The 16,382-nt window shown below is 69.1% G+C and carries 19 protein-coding genes; 13 read left to right on the top strand and 6 right to left on the bottom strand.

Annotated elements, in window-relative coordinates; translation table 11 throughout:
* Together HQ603_RS06490 and HQ603_RS06485 are read left to right on the top strand one after the other, a co-directional pair.
* The coding region (locus tag HQ603_RS06490; RefSeq protein WP_261773399.1) for a DNA translocase FtsK at positions 1–1,665 on the top strand (1,665 nt) is incomplete at its 5' end.
* Between the two features lie 285 nt (positions 1,666–1,950).
* Complete coding sequence (locus HQ603_RS06485) at positions 1,951–3,015, top strand: TerC family protein (RefSeq protein ID WP_222683697.1); 1,065 nt, start codon at positions 1,951–1,953, stop codon at positions 3,013–3,015.
* A 73-nt stretch (positions 3,016–3,088) separates the two neighbouring features.
* Here the strand turns inward: HQ603_RS06485 and HQ603_RS06480 are convergent, their stop codons facing one another.
* Positions 3,089–3,370, bottom strand: coding sequence for a YciI family protein (locus tag HQ603_RS06480; protein ID WP_222683696.1), 282 nt, complete (start codon positions 3,368–3,370; stop codon positions 3,089–3,091).
* A 70-nt stretch (positions 3,371–3,440) separates the two neighbouring features.
* Positions 3,441–4,004: an amino-acid N-acetyltransferase gene (locus HQ603_RS06475; RefSeq protein ID WP_222683695.1), complete on the bottom strand. Its 564-nt coding sequence runs from the start codon at positions 4,002–4,004 to the stop codon at positions 3,441–3,443.
* A gap of 218 nt (positions 4,005–4,222) precedes the next feature.
* Between HQ603_RS06475 and pgsA the strand changes: the two genes are divergently transcribed.
* The 9 genes from pgsA (at position 4,223) to HQ603_RS06430 (ending at position 10,703) form a co-directional block, all read left to right on the top strand.
* Positions 4,223–4,810 (top strand): CDP-diacylglycerol--glycerol-3-phosphate 3-phosphatidyltransferase, encoded by a 588-nt coding sequence (pgsA, locus tag HQ603_RS06470; protein WP_222683748.1) that lies wholly within the window; start codon positions 4,223–4,225, stop codon positions 4,808–4,810.
* A 240-nt stretch (positions 4,811–5,050) separates the two neighbouring features.
* Positions 5,051–5,377 carry a helix-turn-helix domain-containing protein gene (locus HQ603_RS06465; protein ID WP_222683694.1) on the top strand — a complete coding sequence of 109 codons (327 nt, stop codon included), beginning with the start codon at positions 5,051–5,053 and terminating at the stop codon, positions 5,375–5,377.
* A gap of 158 nt (positions 5,378–5,535) precedes the next feature.
* Positions 5,536–6,351 carry a PspA/IM30 family protein gene (locus HQ603_RS06460; RefSeq protein WP_222683693.1) on the top strand — a complete coding sequence of 272 codons (816 nt, stop codon included), beginning with the start codon at positions 5,536–5,538 and terminating at the stop codon, positions 6,349–6,351.
* 27 nt (positions 6,352–6,378) lie between these two features.
* Entirely contained in the window at positions 6,379–7,140 is a 762-nt protein-coding gene (pspM, locus tag HQ603_RS06455) for a phage shock envelope stress response protein PspM (RefSeq protein WP_261773398.1), read from the top strand.
* Between the two features lie 172 nt (positions 7,141–7,312).
* Positions 7,313–7,495, top strand: a complete 183-nt coding sequence (locus HQ603_RS06450) for a hypothetical protein (RefSeq protein ID WP_222683692.1) — start codon at positions 7,313–7,315, stop codon at positions 7,493–7,495.
* Between the two features lie 42 nt (positions 7,496–7,537).
* A complete protein-coding gene (locus HQ603_RS06445) occupies positions 7,538–8,701 on the top strand; it encodes a glycosyltransferase (protein WP_222683691.1) in 1,164 nt (387 codons plus the stop codon).
* 60 nt (positions 8,702–8,761) lie between these two features.
* Positions 8,762–8,956: a DUF3046 domain-containing protein gene (locus HQ603_RS06440; protein ID WP_068100788.1), complete on the top strand. Its 195-nt coding sequence runs from the start codon at positions 8,762–8,764 to the stop codon at positions 8,954–8,956.
* A gap of 161 nt (positions 8,957–9,117) precedes the next feature.
* Complete coding sequence (gene recA, locus HQ603_RS06435; protein WP_068100790.1) at positions 9,118–10,161, top strand: recombinase RecA; 1,044 nt, start codon at positions 9,118–9,120, stop codon at positions 10,159–10,161.
* Positions 10,162–10,163: 2 nt separating this feature from the next.
* Positions 10,164–10,703, top strand: coding sequence for a regulatory protein RecX (locus tag HQ603_RS06430; protein ID WP_222683690.1), 540 nt, complete (start codon positions 10,164–10,166; stop codon positions 10,701–10,703).
* A gap of 20 nt (positions 10,704–10,723) precedes the next feature.
* Here the strand turns inward: HQ603_RS06430 and HQ603_RS06425 are convergent, their stop codons facing one another.
* From HQ603_RS06425 to gluA, 4 genes are all read right to left on the bottom strand, one after another.
* The gene (locus HQ603_RS06425; RefSeq protein ID WP_222683689.1) at positions 10,724–11,662 is read right to left on the bottom strand and encodes an amino acid ABC transporter permease; all 939 of its coding nucleotides are present in this window, start codon (positions 11,660–11,662) and stop codon (positions 10,724–10,726) included.
* Positions 11,659–12,339 (bottom strand): amino acid ABC transporter permease, encoded by a 681-nt coding sequence (locus tag HQ603_RS06420; RefSeq protein WP_222683688.1) that lies wholly within the window; start codon positions 12,337–12,339, stop codon positions 11,659–11,661. Before HQ603_RS06420 ends, HQ603_RS06425 begins: the two co-directional genes overlap by 4 nt.
* A gap of 105 nt (positions 12,340–12,444) precedes the next feature.
* Positions 12,445–13,278 carry a glutamate ABC transporter substrate-binding protein gene (locus tag HQ603_RS06415; RefSeq protein ID WP_068365439.1) on the bottom strand — a complete coding sequence of 278 codons (834 nt, stop codon included), beginning with the start codon at positions 13,276–13,278 and terminating at the stop codon, positions 12,445–12,447.
* A 34-nt stretch (positions 13,279–13,312) separates the two neighbouring features.
* A complete protein-coding gene (gene gluA, locus HQ603_RS06410; RefSeq protein WP_139277364.1) occupies positions 13,313–14,041 on the bottom strand; it encodes a glutamate ABC transporter ATP-binding protein GluA in 729 nt (242 codons plus the stop codon).
* Positions 14,042–14,234: 193 nt separating this feature from the next.
* Between gluA and miaB the strand changes: the two genes are divergently transcribed.
* Positions 14,235–15,767: a tRNA (N6-isopentenyl adenosine(37)-C2)-methylthiotransferase MiaB gene (miaB, locus tag HQ603_RS06405; protein ID WP_222683687.1), complete on the top strand. Its 1,533-nt coding sequence runs from the start codon at positions 14,235–14,237 to the stop codon at positions 15,765–15,767.
* A complete protein-coding gene (locus tag HQ603_RS06400) occupies positions 15,755–16,372 on the top strand; it encodes an Rv2732c family membrane protein (RefSeq protein WP_222683686.1) in 618 nt (205 codons plus the stop codon). The genes miaB and HQ603_RS06400 overlap by 13 nt, the downstream gene beginning before the upstream one ends.
* Positions 16,373–16,382: the final 10 nt, after the last annotated feature.

The raw sequence follows: 16,382 nt of genomic DNA, 5'->3' as shown, positions 1-16,382 counted from the left end.
GCCGCCACCCGTGGCGCGACCGCCCGCGGGTGGTCCTCGGCTCGCTGCTCGTCGGTCTCCCCGTGCTGGGCCTGTGGCATCTGGGCGCGGGCTCGCCGACCGACGCGGACGGTCGGCGAGCCCGCGCCCGATGCCGACGCCGATCGCATGGTGGTCGACCGCGTCGTCGACGGCGATTACGTCCTGCCGTCGTTGTCGCTGTTGATCGAGGGCGACCCGCCGAAGAAGCGCAGTCAGGCCAACGACGCGATGATCGAGGCCATCTCCGAGGTTCTCGAGCAGTTCAAGATCGACGCGGCCGTCACCGGTTTCACCCGCGGCCCCACGGTGACCCGTTACGAGGTGGAGCTCGGCCCCGGCGTGAAGGTCGAGAAGATCACCGCCCTGGCTCGGAACATCGCCTACGCGGTGGCCACGGACAACGTGCGTCTGCTCGCGCCCATCCCCGGCAAGTCCGCGGTGGGCATCGAGGTGCCTAACTCCGACCGCGAGATGGTGCGCCTGGCCGACGTGCTCACGGCGCCGTCCACGCGGAAGGACCACCACCCGCTGGTGATCGGGCTGGGCAAGGACATCGAGGGCGATTTCGTCAGCGCGAACCTCGCCAAGATGCCCCACCTGCTGGTGGCGGGCTCGACGGGGTCGGGCAAGTCGTCCTTCGTGAACTCGATGCTGGTGTCCCTGCTCGCGCGGGCGACGCCGGAGGAAGTGCGGATGATCCTCATCGACCCGAAGATGGTCGAGCTGACGCCGTACGAGGGCATCCCGCACCTCATCACCCCGATCATCACGCAGCCGAAGAAGGCGGCGGCGGCGTTGGCGTGGTTGGTCGAGGAGATGGAGCAGCGCTACCAGGACATGCAGGCCAACCGGGTGCGCCACGTCGACGACTTCAACAAGAAGGTCCGGTCGGGGGAGATCACGGCCCCGCTGGGCAGCGAGCGGGTCTACAAGCCGTACCCGTACATCCTGGCGATCGTCGACGAGCTCGCCGACCTCATGATGACCGCGCCGCGGGACGTCGAGGAAGCGATCGTGCGCATCACCCAGAAGGCGCGAGCCGCCGGCATCCACCTGGTGCTGGCGACGCAGCGTCCGTCGGTGGACGTCGTCACCGGTCTGATCAAGACCAACGTGCCCTCGCGCCTGGCGTTCGCGACGTCCTCGCTCACCGACTCGCGCGTCATCCTCGACCAGCAGGGTGCCGAGAAGCTGATCGGCATGGGCGACGCGCTGTTCCTGCCGATGGGCGCGGGCAAGCCGACCCGCCTGCAGGGCGCCTTCATCACCGACGAGGAGATCACCGCCGTCGTCGACGCCGCCAAGAACCAGGCGGAGCCGGAGTACACCGAGGGCGTGACCACGCAGAAGGCCGCGGAGAAGAAGGACGTCGACGCGGACATCGGCGACGATCTCGACGTCCTCCTGCAGGCCATCGAGCTGGTGGTGACCAGCCAGTTCGGCTCGACGTCGATGCTGCAGCGCAAGCTGCGCGTCGGGTTCGCGAAGGCGGGCCGCCTGATGGATCTCATGGAGACCCGCGGCGTGGTCGGGCCCAGCGAGGGCTCGAAGGCGCGCGACGTGCTGGTCAAGCCGGACGAGCTCGACGGCCTGCTGTGGTCGATCAAGGGCGGTGACCCCGCCGCGGGCGAGGACGACGAGTAGGCAACCGGACCACACCCCGGTTGCTAGTGGGGGTGACGTCGCTCATAGCCCGGCCGTCTTTACCGGGGTTTTACCGAGTATCGAGCGCTCGTGGGGACGCTGCACACCAGCGCTGTGGCATCATTGTCCGAGGAGGGGAGTATCCCCACTCGCGACGGACCCGTCAGCACGATCGAGCCCTGCCTCGATCCGGGTCCACGGTCGATGCCCGCTGTACCCAACGGCGAGGACGCGACGGGAGAGACCTCCGGAGCCCTACGCTGGCCTACCGGAGGTAGCCCTTACATGAACGTCTCCACCACCGTCTGGATCGTCACCTGCGTGGTGATCCTCGGTCTCTTCGTCTTCGACTTCTTCGCGCACGTGCGCACGCCGCACGAGCCGACCTTCAAGGAGTCGGCCACGTGGTCCGCGGTCTACATCGCGCTGGCGGTCGTCTTCGGCGGCATCGTCTTCTGGCAGTACGGGTCGACCTACGGCGGCGAGTACTTCGCGGGATACATCACCGAGAAGGCGCTGAGCGTCGACAACCTGTTCGTCTTCCTCATCATCATGACGACCTTCGCGGTCCCGCGGCAGTACCAGCAGAAGGTGCTGCTCATCGGCATCGTCATGGCGCTGGTCATGCGCGGTGGCTTCATCGCCCTCGGTGCGGCGGCCATCAACAACTTCAGCTGGGTGTTCTACCTCTTCGGCGCGTTCCTGATCTACACGGCCTACAAGCTGATCAAGGAGGCCGGCCACGAGGAGGAGAACGAGGTCGAGCAAGAGACCAAGATCATGCGCCTGGCCAAGAAGGTGCTGCCGACCACCGACGAGTACCACGGTGACCGTCTGACCGTGAAGATCGACGGCAAGCGCGTCGTCACCCCGATGTTGCTGGCGCTGGTCGTCATCGGCTTCACCGACATCCTGTTCGCGCTCGACTCGATCCCCGCGATCTACGGCCTCACCACCGAGCCCTACATCGTGTTCACGGCCAACGCGTTCGCCCTGATGGGTCTGCGCCAGCTGTACTTCCTCATCGGCGGCCTGCTCGACCGCCTGGTGTTCCTGTCCTACGGCCTCTCATTGGTGCTCGCGTTCATCGGTGTGAAGCTGGTCCTGCACGCGCTCCACGAGAACGAGCTCGGCTTCATCAACGGCGGCGAGCACGTCGCGGTCCCCGAGATCACGACGGGCCTCTCGCTGAGCGTCATCGTCGGCATCCTGGCCGTCACCACGATCGCCAGCCTGATCAAGACGCGCGGACAGTCGGCGCAGAAGGTCCAGGAGAGCCACGACGCCGGAGCGGACTCGGTCGACGCCGGTACCGCCGGCGAGGTCGACCGGGACACCACCGCCCGCTGATCCCGCCTCGACGACGCCACGGCCCGGCAGATCCTATGAGATCCGCCGGGCCGTGGCGTTCGTGTTTCGTCGGTCAGGCGAGTGCGCCGAGCACCGGCTTCCAGGCCTGGATCGCGATCGCGTCGACCAACTCGTCGCGGACGAACGGGTCGTCGGCGAACAGATCGCGCACGTCGGCCTCGTCCGATCCCCGCGCGACGATCGTGGCGCCGCTGTCGTCGGGGTACGGGCCCGCCGTCACCACGCGGTCCTGCGCGATCTGCTCCCGCAGCCAGTCCCGGTGCTCGGCGCGGACGCGGTCACGGCCGTCGGCGGTGCTGGGCGAGTAGGTGTAGTGGACGAGGAAATGCGGCACGGGGATGTCCGTTCGGGTCGGTGGGGTCGGTCGGATCGGTGGGTCGGTCGGTCGGGGTTCGGGCCGACGGTCAGAGGGTGAGCAACATGCGGGTGTTGCCCAGGGTGTTCGGCTTGACGTAACTGAGGTCGAGGAACTCGGCGACACCGGTGTCGTACGACCGGCACATCTCGGCGTACACCTCCGCGGTGACCGGGGTGCCCTCGATCTCGGTGAACCCGTGGCGGGCGAAGAAGGACACCTCGAAGGTGAGGACGAACAACCGCGACAACTGCAGCTCGCGCGCCACGTCGATCAGGGTGGTGACCACCAGATGGCCGACGCCGTGGCCCTTGACGGCCGGGTCGACGGCCACCGTGCGGATCTCGCCGAGATCGGCCCACAGCACGTGCAACGCGCCGCATCCCGCCACGACGCCGTCGACCTCGGCGACCCAGAACTCCTGCACCGCCTCGTAGAGGGTCACCAGGTTCTTCTCCAGCAGGATGCGCCCCGCGTAGATGTCGATGAGCCGCTTGATCTCGGGGATGTCCGACGTCCGCGCGCGACGGATGCGGACCCGCTCGGTGGTCGGCGACACCGCATCGGGGGCGTCGCGGCCGACACCGGGGTCCGGATCGAGCTCGGAAGTCATGGGGGAGACAGTAGTGCCCACACGTACCGATATTGTGAGGCCGTGCCCAGTGCCGCAGCGTCGTCGTCGCCCCGCCCCGCGGGCTGCCCGACGTGAGCGCGGAGTCCGATGCGCGGAGCGGCGGCAGCGCCGCGGCGTCCGATGCGTGGAGCGGCGGCAGCGCCGCGGCGTCCGAGGCGCGGAGCGGCGGCAGCGCCGCGGCCCCGCGAGACGACGCGGTGGTGGCGCCGGTTCCGGTGCGTCCGGTTCCCCTGCTGAACATCGCGAACGTCCTCACCGTCGCGCGCATCCTGCTGGTGCCGGTGTTCCTGTGGGCGTTGTTCGCGGAGGACGGCCAGAGCGTCGGGTGGCGGTGGGCGGCCTTCGCGGTGTTCGCCATGGCCGCGGTGACCGACCGCATCGACGGTCAGCTGGCCCGCAAGCACGGTCTGGTCACCGAGTTCGGCAAGATGGCGGACCCGATCGCGGACAAGGCGCTGATCGGCGCGGCCCTGGTCGGACTGTCCGTGCTGGAGGTACTGCCGTGGTGGATCACGGTGGTGATCGGTGCACGCGAACTCGGCATCACGCTGCTGCGATTCGCCGTGCTCCGACACGGGGTCATTCCGGCCGGCCGCGGCGGCAAGCTCAAGACGCTCGTCCAGGGCGTCGCCATCGGGCTCTACGTGATGCCCCTGCCGGCCGCGGTACTGCCCGTGGCGACGGTGCTCATGTGGGCCGCGGTGATCCTCACCGTGGTCACGGGCGTGGACTACGTGGTGTCGGCGATGCGCCCGCGCGTGGCGACGGCGGCCGAGGCGCGCTGATCGTGCCCGCCTCGGTGCGCGCCCCGACGACGCCGTGGCGCTAGGGTTCATCCACCCGCGCCGGGCTGGGTTCGCCCCTACCCGGCCGGGTAACCGAATCCACGTCGAGAGTCGGGAACCACCGGGGCGGTCTCGGCGTTGGACGAAGAACGGGACGGGTTCCGGCGGCGGTGACGTCGTCGAGCCGGCGGTCGACACCGCGGGTCCGGCCCACCGCACGAGAAACTGAGGAGAGGCCACATGATGCTTCTGCGTGAGGCACTCGGCGACAGTCTTCGCCGCACTCGGGTCGCACAGAGCCGCACGCTGCGCGAGGTCTCCACCACGGCGCGAGTGAGCCTCGGATATCTGTCCGAGGTGGAGCGTGGACGCAAGGAAGCGTCGAGCGAACTGCTCAACGCGATCTGCGAGGCGCTCGACGTTCCGCTGTCGCACGTGTTGTCCGACGTCAGCGAGGCGCTGACGCCGGTCACCGAGGACCGAGGCGTCACGCCCGGCGTGCGGGTGGACGACGGCACTCGCGTCGTGATTCCGGCACCGGCCGCGCGGGCACTCGCCGCGGCCTGATCCCGCCGGCCCGCGCGGGGCCGTTCGAGACCGGGGTGAGACCCGAAGGTTCGAAATCGGGCGGCGCGCGTGGAACGATGGGCGAATGAACAGCGGCCGGTGACCGTCGCCGGCCGGGTCGCGTAGCGGCGGATTCCACATGGAGGCAGGAAGAACCGATGGCCAATCCTTTCGTCAAGGGCTGGAAGTATCTGATGGCCCTGTTCAACTCGAAGATCGACGAGAAGGCGGACCCGCAGGTCCAGATCCAACAGGCCATCGAGGACGCGCAGCGTCAGCATCAGGCCCTCTCGCAGCAGGCCGCCTCGGTGATCGGCAACCAGCGGCAGCTGGAGATGAAGCTGAGCCGCCAGCTCGACGAGGTGGAGAAGCTCAACGCCAACGCCCGTCAGGCCGTCACACTCGCCGACCAGGCCAACGCCGCCGGGGACACCGAGAAGGCCGTGCAGTACACCAACGCGGCGGAGGCGTTCGCAGCGCAGCTGGTCACGGCTGAGCAGGGCGTCGAGGACCTCAAGGTCCTGCACGATCAGGCCCTGCAGGCCGCCAGCCAGGCCAAGAAGGCCGTCGAGCAGAATGCCATGACGCTGCAGTCGAAGGTCGCCGAGCGCACCAAGCTGCTCAGCCAGCTCGAGCAGGCCAAGATGCAGGAGCGCGTCTCCGAGAGCCTGCGCTCGATGGACACCACGCTGTCCGCCCCCGGCAACACGCCCAGCCTCGACGCGGTGCGCGACAAGATCGAGCGTCGCTACGCCGATGCGTTGGGCTCCGCGGAGCTCGCGCAGAACTCCGTGCAGGGCCGGATGATGGAAGTCCAGCAGGCGAGTGTCCAGATGGCCGGACACAGCCGCCTCGAGCAGATTCGCGCCTCGATGAAGGGCGACGCTCTCACCTCGGGGCCGACGGCCGATCCCGCTGCTGCGCCGAAGAACCTGTCGCCGCAGGCGAATCCGGAACGTCCGCAGGCCAACTGACGCCGGATCGGGGGCTGTGCGAACGTCATGCGTGATCGACTTCAGGGCCGAGCCGTCGTCGTCGCGCGGGCGGCCCGGCCCCTGATCGAGTCCGCCCGCACCTGGAACGATCCCCGGCGGCGCGCCGAACGCAAACTCCGACGCACTCGTCGTCGGGCCACGTTTTTCGGTGCGGCGTCGGGGTCCAGCGCGGTCGGGACAGCGATGGTGGCGGTCGCGGCCGCTCCGGAGTGGGTGATCGTGGGCGGTGCCGGTACCACGGCGCTGCTCGCCGTGCCCTCGGTGGCGGCGGCTCTGGCGTATCGGCGTCTGCGCGGTGAGCCGCTGCCGGCGGCCCGGCCGGCTCCCCGCTCCCTGCCGCCGTACGGGTCGGCGGCGCGCGAACCGATGGACCGGTTGCGCCGATCGGAGCAGAGCCTTCACGAGTTGCTCGGCATCGTGTCCCGGTCCGGGGCCGTCGCCGAGGACGACGTCCAGGACACCTCTCGCATCGCCGCCGCCGCGGCCGCGTCGCTCACCGCGGTGGCGGACGACGTCGTCGCCATGGAACGGGCGGCGTCGGGCAACGAGACCGCCGCGGCCCATCTCCGCGCCACCATTCCGGCGGCGGTCCGCCGTCTGCACGAGGGCGTCGAGCAGTACGACGGCCTGGTGGCCGCGGCCGCACTTCTCACCGCACCCGCCTCCGGGTCCGTGGCCGCGCAGGACACGCGTCGCGACGCGTTGCAGTTCGCCACCGACCGGCTCGAGGGGTGGGCGTACGGACTGGATCGGCTCGACCGGTCCTGACCTCCGGGTCGTCCCCCGAGACGCCCGTCGGCGGGTGGGTGACCACCCTGAGATCGACCCTGAAATCGCAGCTCGGAGAGGGTTTTCCGTCCCGTTGTCTGTCACGATCGAGGTGCGCGGTGATCGTCGGCGAGAAGCGCCCGACACCGCACCACGACGAAAGGTGGACGACATGTTCTGGAAGATCCTCGGAGCGATCGTGCTGGTCTGGCTCGCAGTGGTGATCCTGGGCGCCGTGCTGAAGGCGCTCTTCCCGCTTCTGGCTCTGGCGGTGGTCGGCGCCGGTCTGTACTTCCTGTACCGGTCGATGACGGACGAGAACCGCACCGACAAGACCGTCGACTCGATGTTCTGACGGAGCGCCGGCCCCAGCGCCGCGGCTGGCTACGCTGACCCGGTGCGAGTGGTGCTGATCGCCGGCCCCGACGCCGGACACGCGTTTCCGGCGATGGCCCTGGCCGAGCGGTTCCGCGCCGCGGGCGACGAGGCGGTGGTGCTTACCGGCGAGCGCTGGTGGGAGGCCGGCCGCGCGGCGGGTCTCGACGTCCGTGCGCTGCCGGGTCTGGAACCGCGGCCCGAGGACGACGACGCCGACGCCGGTCACCGCATCCACGGCCGTGCGGCCCACATGTCGACGCAACTGGTGCCGGTGCTGACCGACCTCGCCCCCGATCTGGTGGTCGCGGACGTCCTGACCGCCGGCGGGGGCCTGGCCGCCGAGCGGTGCGCAGTCCCGTGGGTGGAGCTCTCGCCGCATCCGCTCTACCGGCCGTCCCGCTCCCTGCCTCCGCTGGGCAGCGGCCTGGCGCCCGGGTCGGGCGTGCGGGGACGGATGCGGGACGGCCTGATGCGTCGTCTGACGGCCCGCTCCGTGCGAGCAGGCACGGTGCAGCGGTCGGCGGCGCGGGTCTCGGTGGGACTGCCCGCGGTCGACCCCGGACCGGCGCGGCGACTGATCGCGACGATCCCCGCGTTGGAGGTGCCGCGGGTCGACTGGCCGTCGGACGCGCGGCTGGTCGGCGCGTTGCTCTGGGAACCCACCGAGACCGTCCTCGATCCGCCGCCGGGTGACGAGCCGTTGGTGGTCGTCGCTCCCTCCACGGCCGCGACCGGGGAGGCGTCCACGGTGGACGTGGCGCTGGCAGCGGCGGCCCGCGTGCGGGCGTCGGGCCTGCCGGTGCGGGTGGCGATCAGTGCGCTGGAGGTGTCCGGCTCGGTCCTGCCGACCTGGGCGGTCGCCGGCCTCGGGCGGCAGGACGTCCTCCTGCGGTCGGCGTCGGCGGTGGTGTGCGGTGGTGGCCACGGGATGTTGGCCAAGACCCTGTCGGCGGGAGTCCCCGCCGTGACGGTGCCCGGCGGCGGCGATCAGTGGGAACTGGCGAATCGCGCGGCGCGGCAGGGGAGTTCGGTGCTCGTGTCCCCGCCCGACGCGGAGTCGCTGGCCCGAGCGCTGGACCGCGTCCTGCGGGAACCGTCCTTCCGCCGTGCCGCGGCTCGCGCCGCGGCGAGTGCCGATGCGGTGCGCGATCCCGTGGCGGTCTGTCGGAGCGTGCTCGCCTGACTCGAACAAGCCGGGGCGAGCGGATGTGTTCGGTGCTCGATGCCCGGGTACGGTGGGGCGGTGCGTCTGACCGAATTCCACGACCTCGTCGCCGAGCAGTTCGGCACGGTGTACGGCGACTCGATCCTGGTGGACCACGTGGTGCTGTCCCTCGGAAATCGCACGGCGGCCGACGCCATCGAGGCGGGGGAGGACCCCAAGGACGTCTGGCGCGCGCTCTGCGCCGAGTTCGACGTGCCGCGCTCGCGGTGGTGACCGCGTCCGATCCGGCGTGTCGCCTGTCCGTCGAACAGGTGTTCGCTTAGAGTAGATCCCAGTGACGACGCGGATCGGCTCGCCGAGCGGTTCTTGTCGGTGCCCCCCTCTACCTTGTCGACAGACATGCAGGGGACGAGAACGTCGAGAAGGAGACCATCATGGCGGCAGCAGCGTACGACAGGGACAAGGCGCTCGATCTGGCACTCGCGCAGATCGACAAGAACTTCGGCAAGGGCTCGGTGATGCGCCTCGGGGACGAGGCCCGCGCACCGATCGCCGTCATTCCGACCGGCTCCATCGCGCTGGACGTGGCCCTGGGTATCGGTGGCCTCCCGCGCGGCCGGGTCATCGAGATCTACGGCCCGGAATCCTCGGGTAAGACCACCGTGGCTCTGCACGCGGTGGCCAACGCGCAGGCTGCCGGCGGCATCGCGGCGTTCATCGACGCCGAGCACGCGCTCGATCCGGACTACGCCGCCAAGCTCGGCGTGGACACCGACGCTCTGCTGGTCTCCCAGCCGGACACCGGTGAGCAGGCCCTCGAGATCGCGGACATGCTGATTCGCTCGGGTGCACTCGACATCCTCGTGGTCGACTCCGTGGCCGCGCTCGTGCCGCGCGCCGAGATCGAGGGCGAGATGGGGGACAGCCACGTGGGTCTGCAGGCGCGCCTCATGAGCCAGGCGCTCCGCAAGATCACCGGCGCGATGAACAACTCCGGCACCACGGTGATCTTCATCAACCAGCTGCGCGAGAAGATCGGCGTCATGTTCGGCTCGCCCGAGACCACCACGGGCGGTAAGGCGTTGAAGTTCTACGCCTCCGTGCGCATGGACATCCGCCGTATCGAGACGCTGAAGGACGGCACGGACGCGGTGGGCAACCGGACGCGCGTCAAGGTGGTCAAGAACAAGGTGTCGCCGCCGTTCAAGCAGGCGGAGTTCGACATTCTGTACGGCAAGGGCATCAGCAAGGAGGGCTCGCTGATCGACATGGGCGTCGAGCACGGGTTCGTGCGCAAGTCCGGCTCGTGGTTCACCTACGAGGGCGATCAGCTCGGCCAGGGCAAGGAGAACGCCCGCAAGTTCCTGCTCGAGAACACCGACATCCGCGACGAGATCGAGAAGAAGATCAAGGAGAAGCTCGGTATCGGTGCCGACGTCCGTACCTCCGACGAGGCCGCGGCGCCCGTCGAGTTCTGACAATGACCGGCGCGGGCGGTGCATCCGGCGAGGGCGGGGGTACCGCGGAGCAGGCACGTGACGCTGCTCTGCGATTGCTCACCGACCGGGCGCGCAGCCGGCACGAGCTCACGACGCGGCTGACCGACAAGGGGTTCACCCCCTCGGTCACCGCGTCGGTGCTCGATCGGCTGACCGAACTCGGCCTCGTGGACGATCGCGATTTCGCCCATCAGTGGGTCAGATCGCGGCACACGTACTCCGGCCGCGGCAAGCAGGCGCTGCGGAACGAGTTGCGCACCAAAGGTATCGACCCGGCGGTTGCGGCCGAAGCGTTGGAGACCATCGATCCCGAGGACGAGCGGGACCGCGCGCGGGAGTTGGTGGTGAAGAAGTTGCGGTCACCGTCCGTACGGGCGACCGCGTCGACCGATCGGGACAAGGTGCTGCGCTCGCTCGTCGGCATGTTGGCGCGACGCGGATTCTCGCAGGGTATGGCGTTCGAGATCGCCAAGAGCGAGCTCGAGGCCGTCGGTGCGGACACCGACGGCCTCGAGAACTGACGCAGTCCTGCCGAGCCGTCCTACGTGCTCAGGCCCTGCTGCGTCGCATCACCGGTGAGCACCACGCCGGTGCTCTTCTTACCGCGCCGCAGTCGCTTCTCCAGCGCGGTGGCCACGTAGGTGAGGAGCGAGTTCAGCGCGATCATGATGATCGCCACGATGATGAGGGCGGGCAGGAAGTTGCCGTAGAAGGCACCCACCTGCTGGCCGGATCGCACCACCTCGACGTAGCCGATGATGTAACCCAGCGCCGAGTCCTTCAGCGCCACCACCATCTGCGACACGATGGCGGGAAGCATGGCGGTCACCGCCTGCGGCAGCAGGATCATGCGCATGATCTGGCCCTTGCGCAGACCGATGGCCTTGGCCGCCTCCGTCTGCCCCTTGGGCAGCGAGTTGATGCCGGACCGCACGATCTCCGCGATGACCGAGCCGTTGTAGAGCGTCAGGCCCGTGACCACCGCCGCCAGCGCGAGGTACCGCGACTTGAACACCTGGTACTCGGCGAAGAACTGGTACAGGAAGATCATGAGGATCAACACCGGAATCGCGCGGAACAACTCCACGACGAATCCGGCGATCACGCGCACGGGCTTGTGGTCCGACAGTCGAGCGATACCCAGCACAGCGCCGAGGATCAGCGCGAACACGATCGACAGTCCGGCCGCGACGACAGTGCCCTGGATGCCGGGGATCAGGTACGTGGTCCACGTGGTGGACTCCGTGAACGGGTCCCACTTGGCCGAGGTCAGCTGACCCTTCTCGTCGAGCTTGACGTACACGAAGTACGCCCCGAGTAACAGCACCGCCAGGACGACACCGGACAGGATGTTGTTGCGAACCTTCGCCTTGGGGCCCGGCGCGTCGTAGAGCACGGTGGCGCGGTCGGCGGGCGCCTTCCGTGTCGTGCGGGACTTCGAGGCGTCGGCGCCGGGAGTCGGGGTCTGCACCGTGCTCATCGAGCCACCGCCAATCGGTTGGACAGCCAGCCGAAGAACAGGCCGGTGGGGAAGGTGAGAATCACGAAGCCGAGTGCGAAGATTCCGCCGACCACGAAGATGGCGGCCTCGTTCTCGATCATGGTGCGCATGAGGATCGCGGCCTCGAGCACACCGATGGCTGCGGCCACCGTGGTGTTCTTGGTCAGCGCGATCAGGACGCTGCCCAGCGGGGCGATCACGGCTCGAAACGCCTGAGGGAGCACGACGTAGCGGATGTTCTGCGAGAACGTCAGACCGAGCGATCGCCCGGCCTCCGCCTGCCCGACGTGCACCGTGTTGATGCCGGACCGCAGGCACTCGCACACGAACGCCGCCGTGTAGACGCTCAGACCGAGCACGGCGAGCCGGAAGTTGTTGTCCGCCTGACCGGTCGGGGACTCCTGATCGGCGAGCGTGACGCCCAGGGTCTGGTACAGGCCGAACGCGCAGAACAGCAGAATCAGCGTGAGCGGGGTGTTGCGGAAGATGGTGACGTACGTGGCGCCGACCCACCGTGCGACGGGAACGGGGGAGACCCGCATGGCCGCGAGGATCGTGCCGAGAATCAGGGCGCCGATCGCGGAGAGCACGGCTAGCTTGATCGTCATCCAGAAGGCGTCGAGCAGCTCGGGTGCGTAGTCAAGGAAGATGTCCACCGACGACTCCTCGGGTGTGGGGACGATGTGCAGGGAACGAGCCGACGCGCCGAGCGGGCGGTTCGACAGGTGCGAACCGCCCGCTCGGCGTCGATCGAGTCGAGATCAGTAGCGGTCGACGGTCGGCTGCGCGGGCAGCGGGTAGCCGGACGCGCCGACGGTGTCCTCGAAGGCCTTCTGCCACGAGCCGTCGGCGATCATCGCGTCGATCGCGTCGTTGATCTTGGCGCGGGTCTCGTCGTCACCCTTGGCCAGGCCGATGCCGTAGCGCTCCTCGGTGAAAGGCTCGCCGACCACCTTGAGCTCACCCGGGTACTGCGCGGCGTAGCCGGCCAGGATGATGTCGTCCGTGGTCACGGCGTCGACCGCGCCGTTGCGCAGCGCCTCGACGCACGCGGAGTAGGTGTCGAACTCCTGGAGCTGCACGTCCTGCGCGTACTGGTCCTTGACCTTCTGCGCGGGGGTGGAACCGGACACCGAGCACAGGCGCTTGCCGCCGTTGAGGGAGTCCGGGCCGGTGATGTCGGTGTTCGACGAGCTCACCAGCAGCGACTGGCCGGCGACGAAGTACGGGCCGGCGAAATCGACCTTCTCCTTGCGGGCGTCGGTGATGGAGTAGGTGGCCACGATGTAGTCGACCTCGCCGTTCTCGATCAGCGTCTCGCGCTGCGCCGAGGGCGATTCCTTGAAGGTGATGTTCTCGGGGGTGACGCCGAGCTTGCCGGCGACGTACTTGGCCACCTCGACGTCGAAGCCGCTGAAGGAGCCGTCGGGGTTGCGGAGGCCCAGGCCGGGCTGGTCGAACTTGATGCCGACGGTCAGGTTGCCGCTCTCCGCGCTCTGCGAGGCGCTGGTGGCCTCGTCGCCGCCGCAAGCGGTGGCGGCGAAGGCCACCGCGAGAACGGCGGCGGCGGCGCGGGCGGTACGGGTGAAACGCATCGAATGTCCTCCGATAAGTGGGTGAGTGAGAGCGTCAGTGACTGAGGATCTTGCCCAGGAAGTCCTTGGCGCGATCGGATTTCGGTGCGGTGAAGAAGGTTTCGGGATCGGTGTCCTCGACGATCTGACCGTCGGCCATGAAGATCACGCGATCGCCGGCGCGACGGGCGAAGCCCATCTCGTGGGTGACCACGACCATGGTCATGCCCTCCTTGGCCAGCGAGGTCATGACGTCGAGCACCTCGTTGACCATCTCGGGGTCGAGCGCGGAGGTCGGCTCGTCGAACAGCATGACCTTCGGGTTCATCGCGAGCGCGCGGGCGATGGCGACACGTTGCTGCTGGCCGCCGGAGAGCTGGGCAGGGTACTTGTCGGCCTGGTTGGCGATGCCGACGCGCTCGAGCAGTCGCTGCGCGGTCTTCTCCGCCTCCTCCTTCTTCGCCTTGCGCACCTTGGTCGGCCCGAGCATGACGTTCTCGCGAATCGTCTTGTGCGCGAACAGGTTGAAGGACTGGAAGACCATGCCGACGTCGGCGCGCAGAGCGGCGAGCGCCTTGCCCTCCGACGGCAACGGGTTGCCGTCGACGGCGATGGTGCCCTCGTCGACGGGTTCGAGGCGATTGATGGTGCGGCACAGCGTGGACTTGCCGGAGCCGGACGGTCCGAGGACGATCACGACCTGGCCGGCGGGAACGTCGAGCTCGATGTCCCGGAGCACGTGCAAGTCGCCGAAGTGCTTCTGCACTCCGTGCATCGCGATCATGGGGGCGGTGGACGAGCCGGACACGCGCTCGCCGTCGGGGTGGGTCATGGCGATGACCCTAGAGGTAGTTTTCCCCGCCACTGTCCGTTTTCGTGGTGGGTCGGCGGACATGTAATGGAAACTTTACCGCCCCCACCGACCGGCCCCGGGCGCTCCGACGGCCCGTCCGGGTGGCCGCCGTACCCTGGAGGTCGTGGACACGATCGACCTTCCGACCCGGGCAGAGGGGGCGCGGACCTACCAGGTGCGCACCTTCGGATGCCAGATGAACGTGCACGACTCCGAGCGCCTCGCCGGTTTGCTCGAGGACGCGGGCTACGTCCCGGCCGTCGCGGGTGACTCCGCGGACCTGGTGGTCTTCAACACCTGCGCCGTGCGGGAGAACGCCGACAACAAGCTCTACGGCAATCTCGGCCAGCTCCGTCCCGCCAAGGACGCCGACCCGTCGATGCAGATCGCCGTGGGAGGCTGCCTGGCCCAGAAGGACCGCGACGTCGTGGTGCAGAAGGCGCCGTGGGTCGATGTGGTGTTCGGCACGCACAACCTCGGGTCGCTACCGGCGTTGCTCGACCGCGCCCGGCACAACAAGCGGGCCGAGGTCGAAATCCTCGACTCGCTCGACGCGTTCCCGTCGACGTTGCCCGCCAAGCGCGACTCCGCCTACGCGGGATGGGTGTCGATCTCGGTCGGCTGCAACAACACCTGCACGTTCTGCATCGTTCCGGCGCTGCGCGGCAAGGAGGTGGACCGGCGCCCCGGCGACGTGCTCGCCGAGGTGCAGGCACTCGTGGACGAGGGCGTGCTCGAGGTGACGCTGCTCGGGCAGAACGTGAACGCCTACGGGGCGTCGTTCGCCGATCCGGACACCCCTCGCGACCGCGGGGCGTTCGCCGCCCTTCTGCGGGCGTGCGGAACCATCGAGGGCCTCGAACGGGTGCGCTTCACCTCGCCGCACCCCGCCGAGTTCACCGACGACGTCATCGACGCCATGGCCGCCACCCCGAACGTCTGCCCGACGCTGCACATGCCGCTCCAGTCCGGCTCCGACCGCATTCTGCGGGCCATGCGGCGGTCCTACCGCCGCGAGAAGTTCCTCGGCATCCTCGACCGGGTGCGCGCAGCCATCCCGCACGCGGCGATCACCACCGACATCATCGTCGGCTTCCCTGGTGAGACGGAGGAAGACTTCCAGGACACCCTCGACGTCGTTCGGCGCGCGCGCTTCGTCAGCGCGTACACCTTCCAGTACTCGATCCGGCCGGGCACACCCGCGGCCGAGATGGCCGACCAGGTGCCCAAGGCCGTCGTGCAGGAACGCTACGAGCGCCTCATCGCGCTCCAGGAGGAGATCGCGCTCGAGGAGAACCGCCGGGTCGTCGGAACCGAGGTCGAGCTGCTCGTCGCCGCGGACGCGGGCCGCAAGAACGCGGTGACCGAGCGGATGAGCGGACGGGCACGCGACGGTCGCCTGGTCCACTTCCGACCCGAGGGAGCGGTGGACGGCACCGTGCGTCCCGGCGACGTCGTGACCACCCGCGTCACCGACGCCAAGCCGTACCACCTCGTCGCCGACACCCCGCTGCTGACGCATCGGCGCACCGTGGCGGGCGACCGCCACGAACGCGGACTGCGACCGACCACCGCGCCGGTGGGGGTGGGCCTCGGCCTGCCTCGCATCGGTGCCCCGGCTCCCGAGCCGGCCCCGACGATGGGATGTGCACTGTGACCGAACCGAACGAACTGGACCGGGAGCGGTCGTCGGCGGACCTCGCCGCCGCCGAGCGCCGCATCTCCGGACGCATCGATCCCGGTATCCGGGCCGTGGTGGTGGCCGCCGCGGTGCTGTTGCTGCTGCTGACGTTCGCGCTGCCGCACAGCGGCGCGGCCAACGGCTGGGACGTCGTCGCGTTCGACGAGGACGCCGCCGCCGAGTCAATCGCCCTGCCGTCCCGGATCTTCGTCTGGCTGGCGCTCGTGTTCGCCGTCGGAGTCTCCGCGCTCGCGCTGGTGACCCAGCGGTGGGCCCTCGCGTGGGTTGCCCTCTACGGCAGCGGTGTGGCGTCGGTGCTCGGCATGCTGGCGATCTGGTCCCGCCAGACCGTGCCGTCGAACCTCACCGGCGCCGGCCCCGGCATCGGTCTGATCGTCGGGTGGCTGCTGGTGCTCGTGCTGGCGTTCCACTGGTTCAAGGTGGTGTGGAACCGGTCCACTCAGCAGTGGGCGGCCGCATCGGCGCGCCGGGACGCCGCGATTCTCGACGAGGCCGCACGGGAGACCGTCCTCGATCGGACCCGCCGCGACGGACGTCGGAACGCCCGCCGCGACGGATGAGTCGACAGTT

This window comes from Rhodococcoides corynebacterioides (assembly GCF_019834675.1).
Classification (GTDB): Bacteria; Actinomycetota; Actinomycetes; order Mycobacteriales; family Mycobacteriaceae; genus Rhodococcoides; species Rhodococcoides corynebacterioides_A.
Note: the sequence above shows the minus strand (reverse complement) of the source record. Positions and strands in the feature narration are given on the sequence as shown.

What these genes read in the sequence shown, in the direction of transcription:
- HQ603_RS06485 (WP_222683697.1), top strand. Translation starts at nt 1,951, where the DNA reads ATGAACGTCTCCACCACCGTCTGGATCGTCACCTGCGTGGTGATCCTC.
- HQ603_RS06475 (WP_222683695.1), bottom strand. Translation starts at nt 4,004, where the DNA reads ATGACTTCCGAGCTCGATCCGGACCCCGGTGTCGGCCGCGACGCCCCC.
- HQ603_RS06465 (WP_222683694.1), top strand. Translation starts at nt 5,051, where the DNA reads ATGATGCTTCTGCGTGAGGCACTCGGCGACAGTCTTCGCCGCACTCGG.
- HQ603_RS06460 (WP_222683693.1), top strand. Translation starts at nt 5,536, where the DNA reads ATGGCCAATCCTTTCGTCAAGGGCTGGAAGTATCTGATGGCCCTGTTC.
- pspM (WP_261773398.1), top strand. Translation starts at nt 6,379, where the DNA reads ATGCGTGATCGACTTCAGGGCCGAGCCGTCGTCGTCGCGCGGGCGGCC.
- HQ603_RS06450 (WP_222683692.1), top strand. Translation starts at nt 7,313, where the DNA reads ATGTTCTGGAAGATCCTCGGAGCGATCGTGCTGGTCTGGCTCGCAGTG.
- recA (WP_068100790.1), top strand. Translation starts at nt 9,118, where the DNA reads ATGGCGGCAGCAGCGTACGACAGGGACAAGGCGCTCGATCTGGCACTC.
- HQ603_RS06430 (WP_222683690.1), top strand. Translation starts at nt 10,164, where the DNA reads ATGACCGGCGCGGGCGGTGCATCCGGCGAGGGCGGGGGTACCGCGGAG.
- HQ603_RS06425 (WP_222683689.1), bottom strand. Translation starts at nt 11,662, where the DNA reads ATGAGCACGGTGCAGACCCCGACTCCCGGCGCCGACGCCTCGAAGTCC.
- HQ603_RS06415 (WP_068365439.1), bottom strand. Translation starts at nt 13,278, where the DNA reads ATGCGTTTCACCCGTACCGCCCGCGCCGCCGCCGCCGTTCTCGCGGTG.
- gluA (WP_139277364.1), bottom strand. Translation starts at nt 14,041, where the DNA reads ATGATCGCGATGCACGGAGTGCAGAAGCACTTCGGCGACTTGCACGTG.
- HQ603_RS06400 (WP_222683686.1), top strand. Translation starts at nt 15,755, where the DNA reads ATGTGCACTGTGACCGAACCGAACGAACTGGACCGGGAGCGGTCGTCG.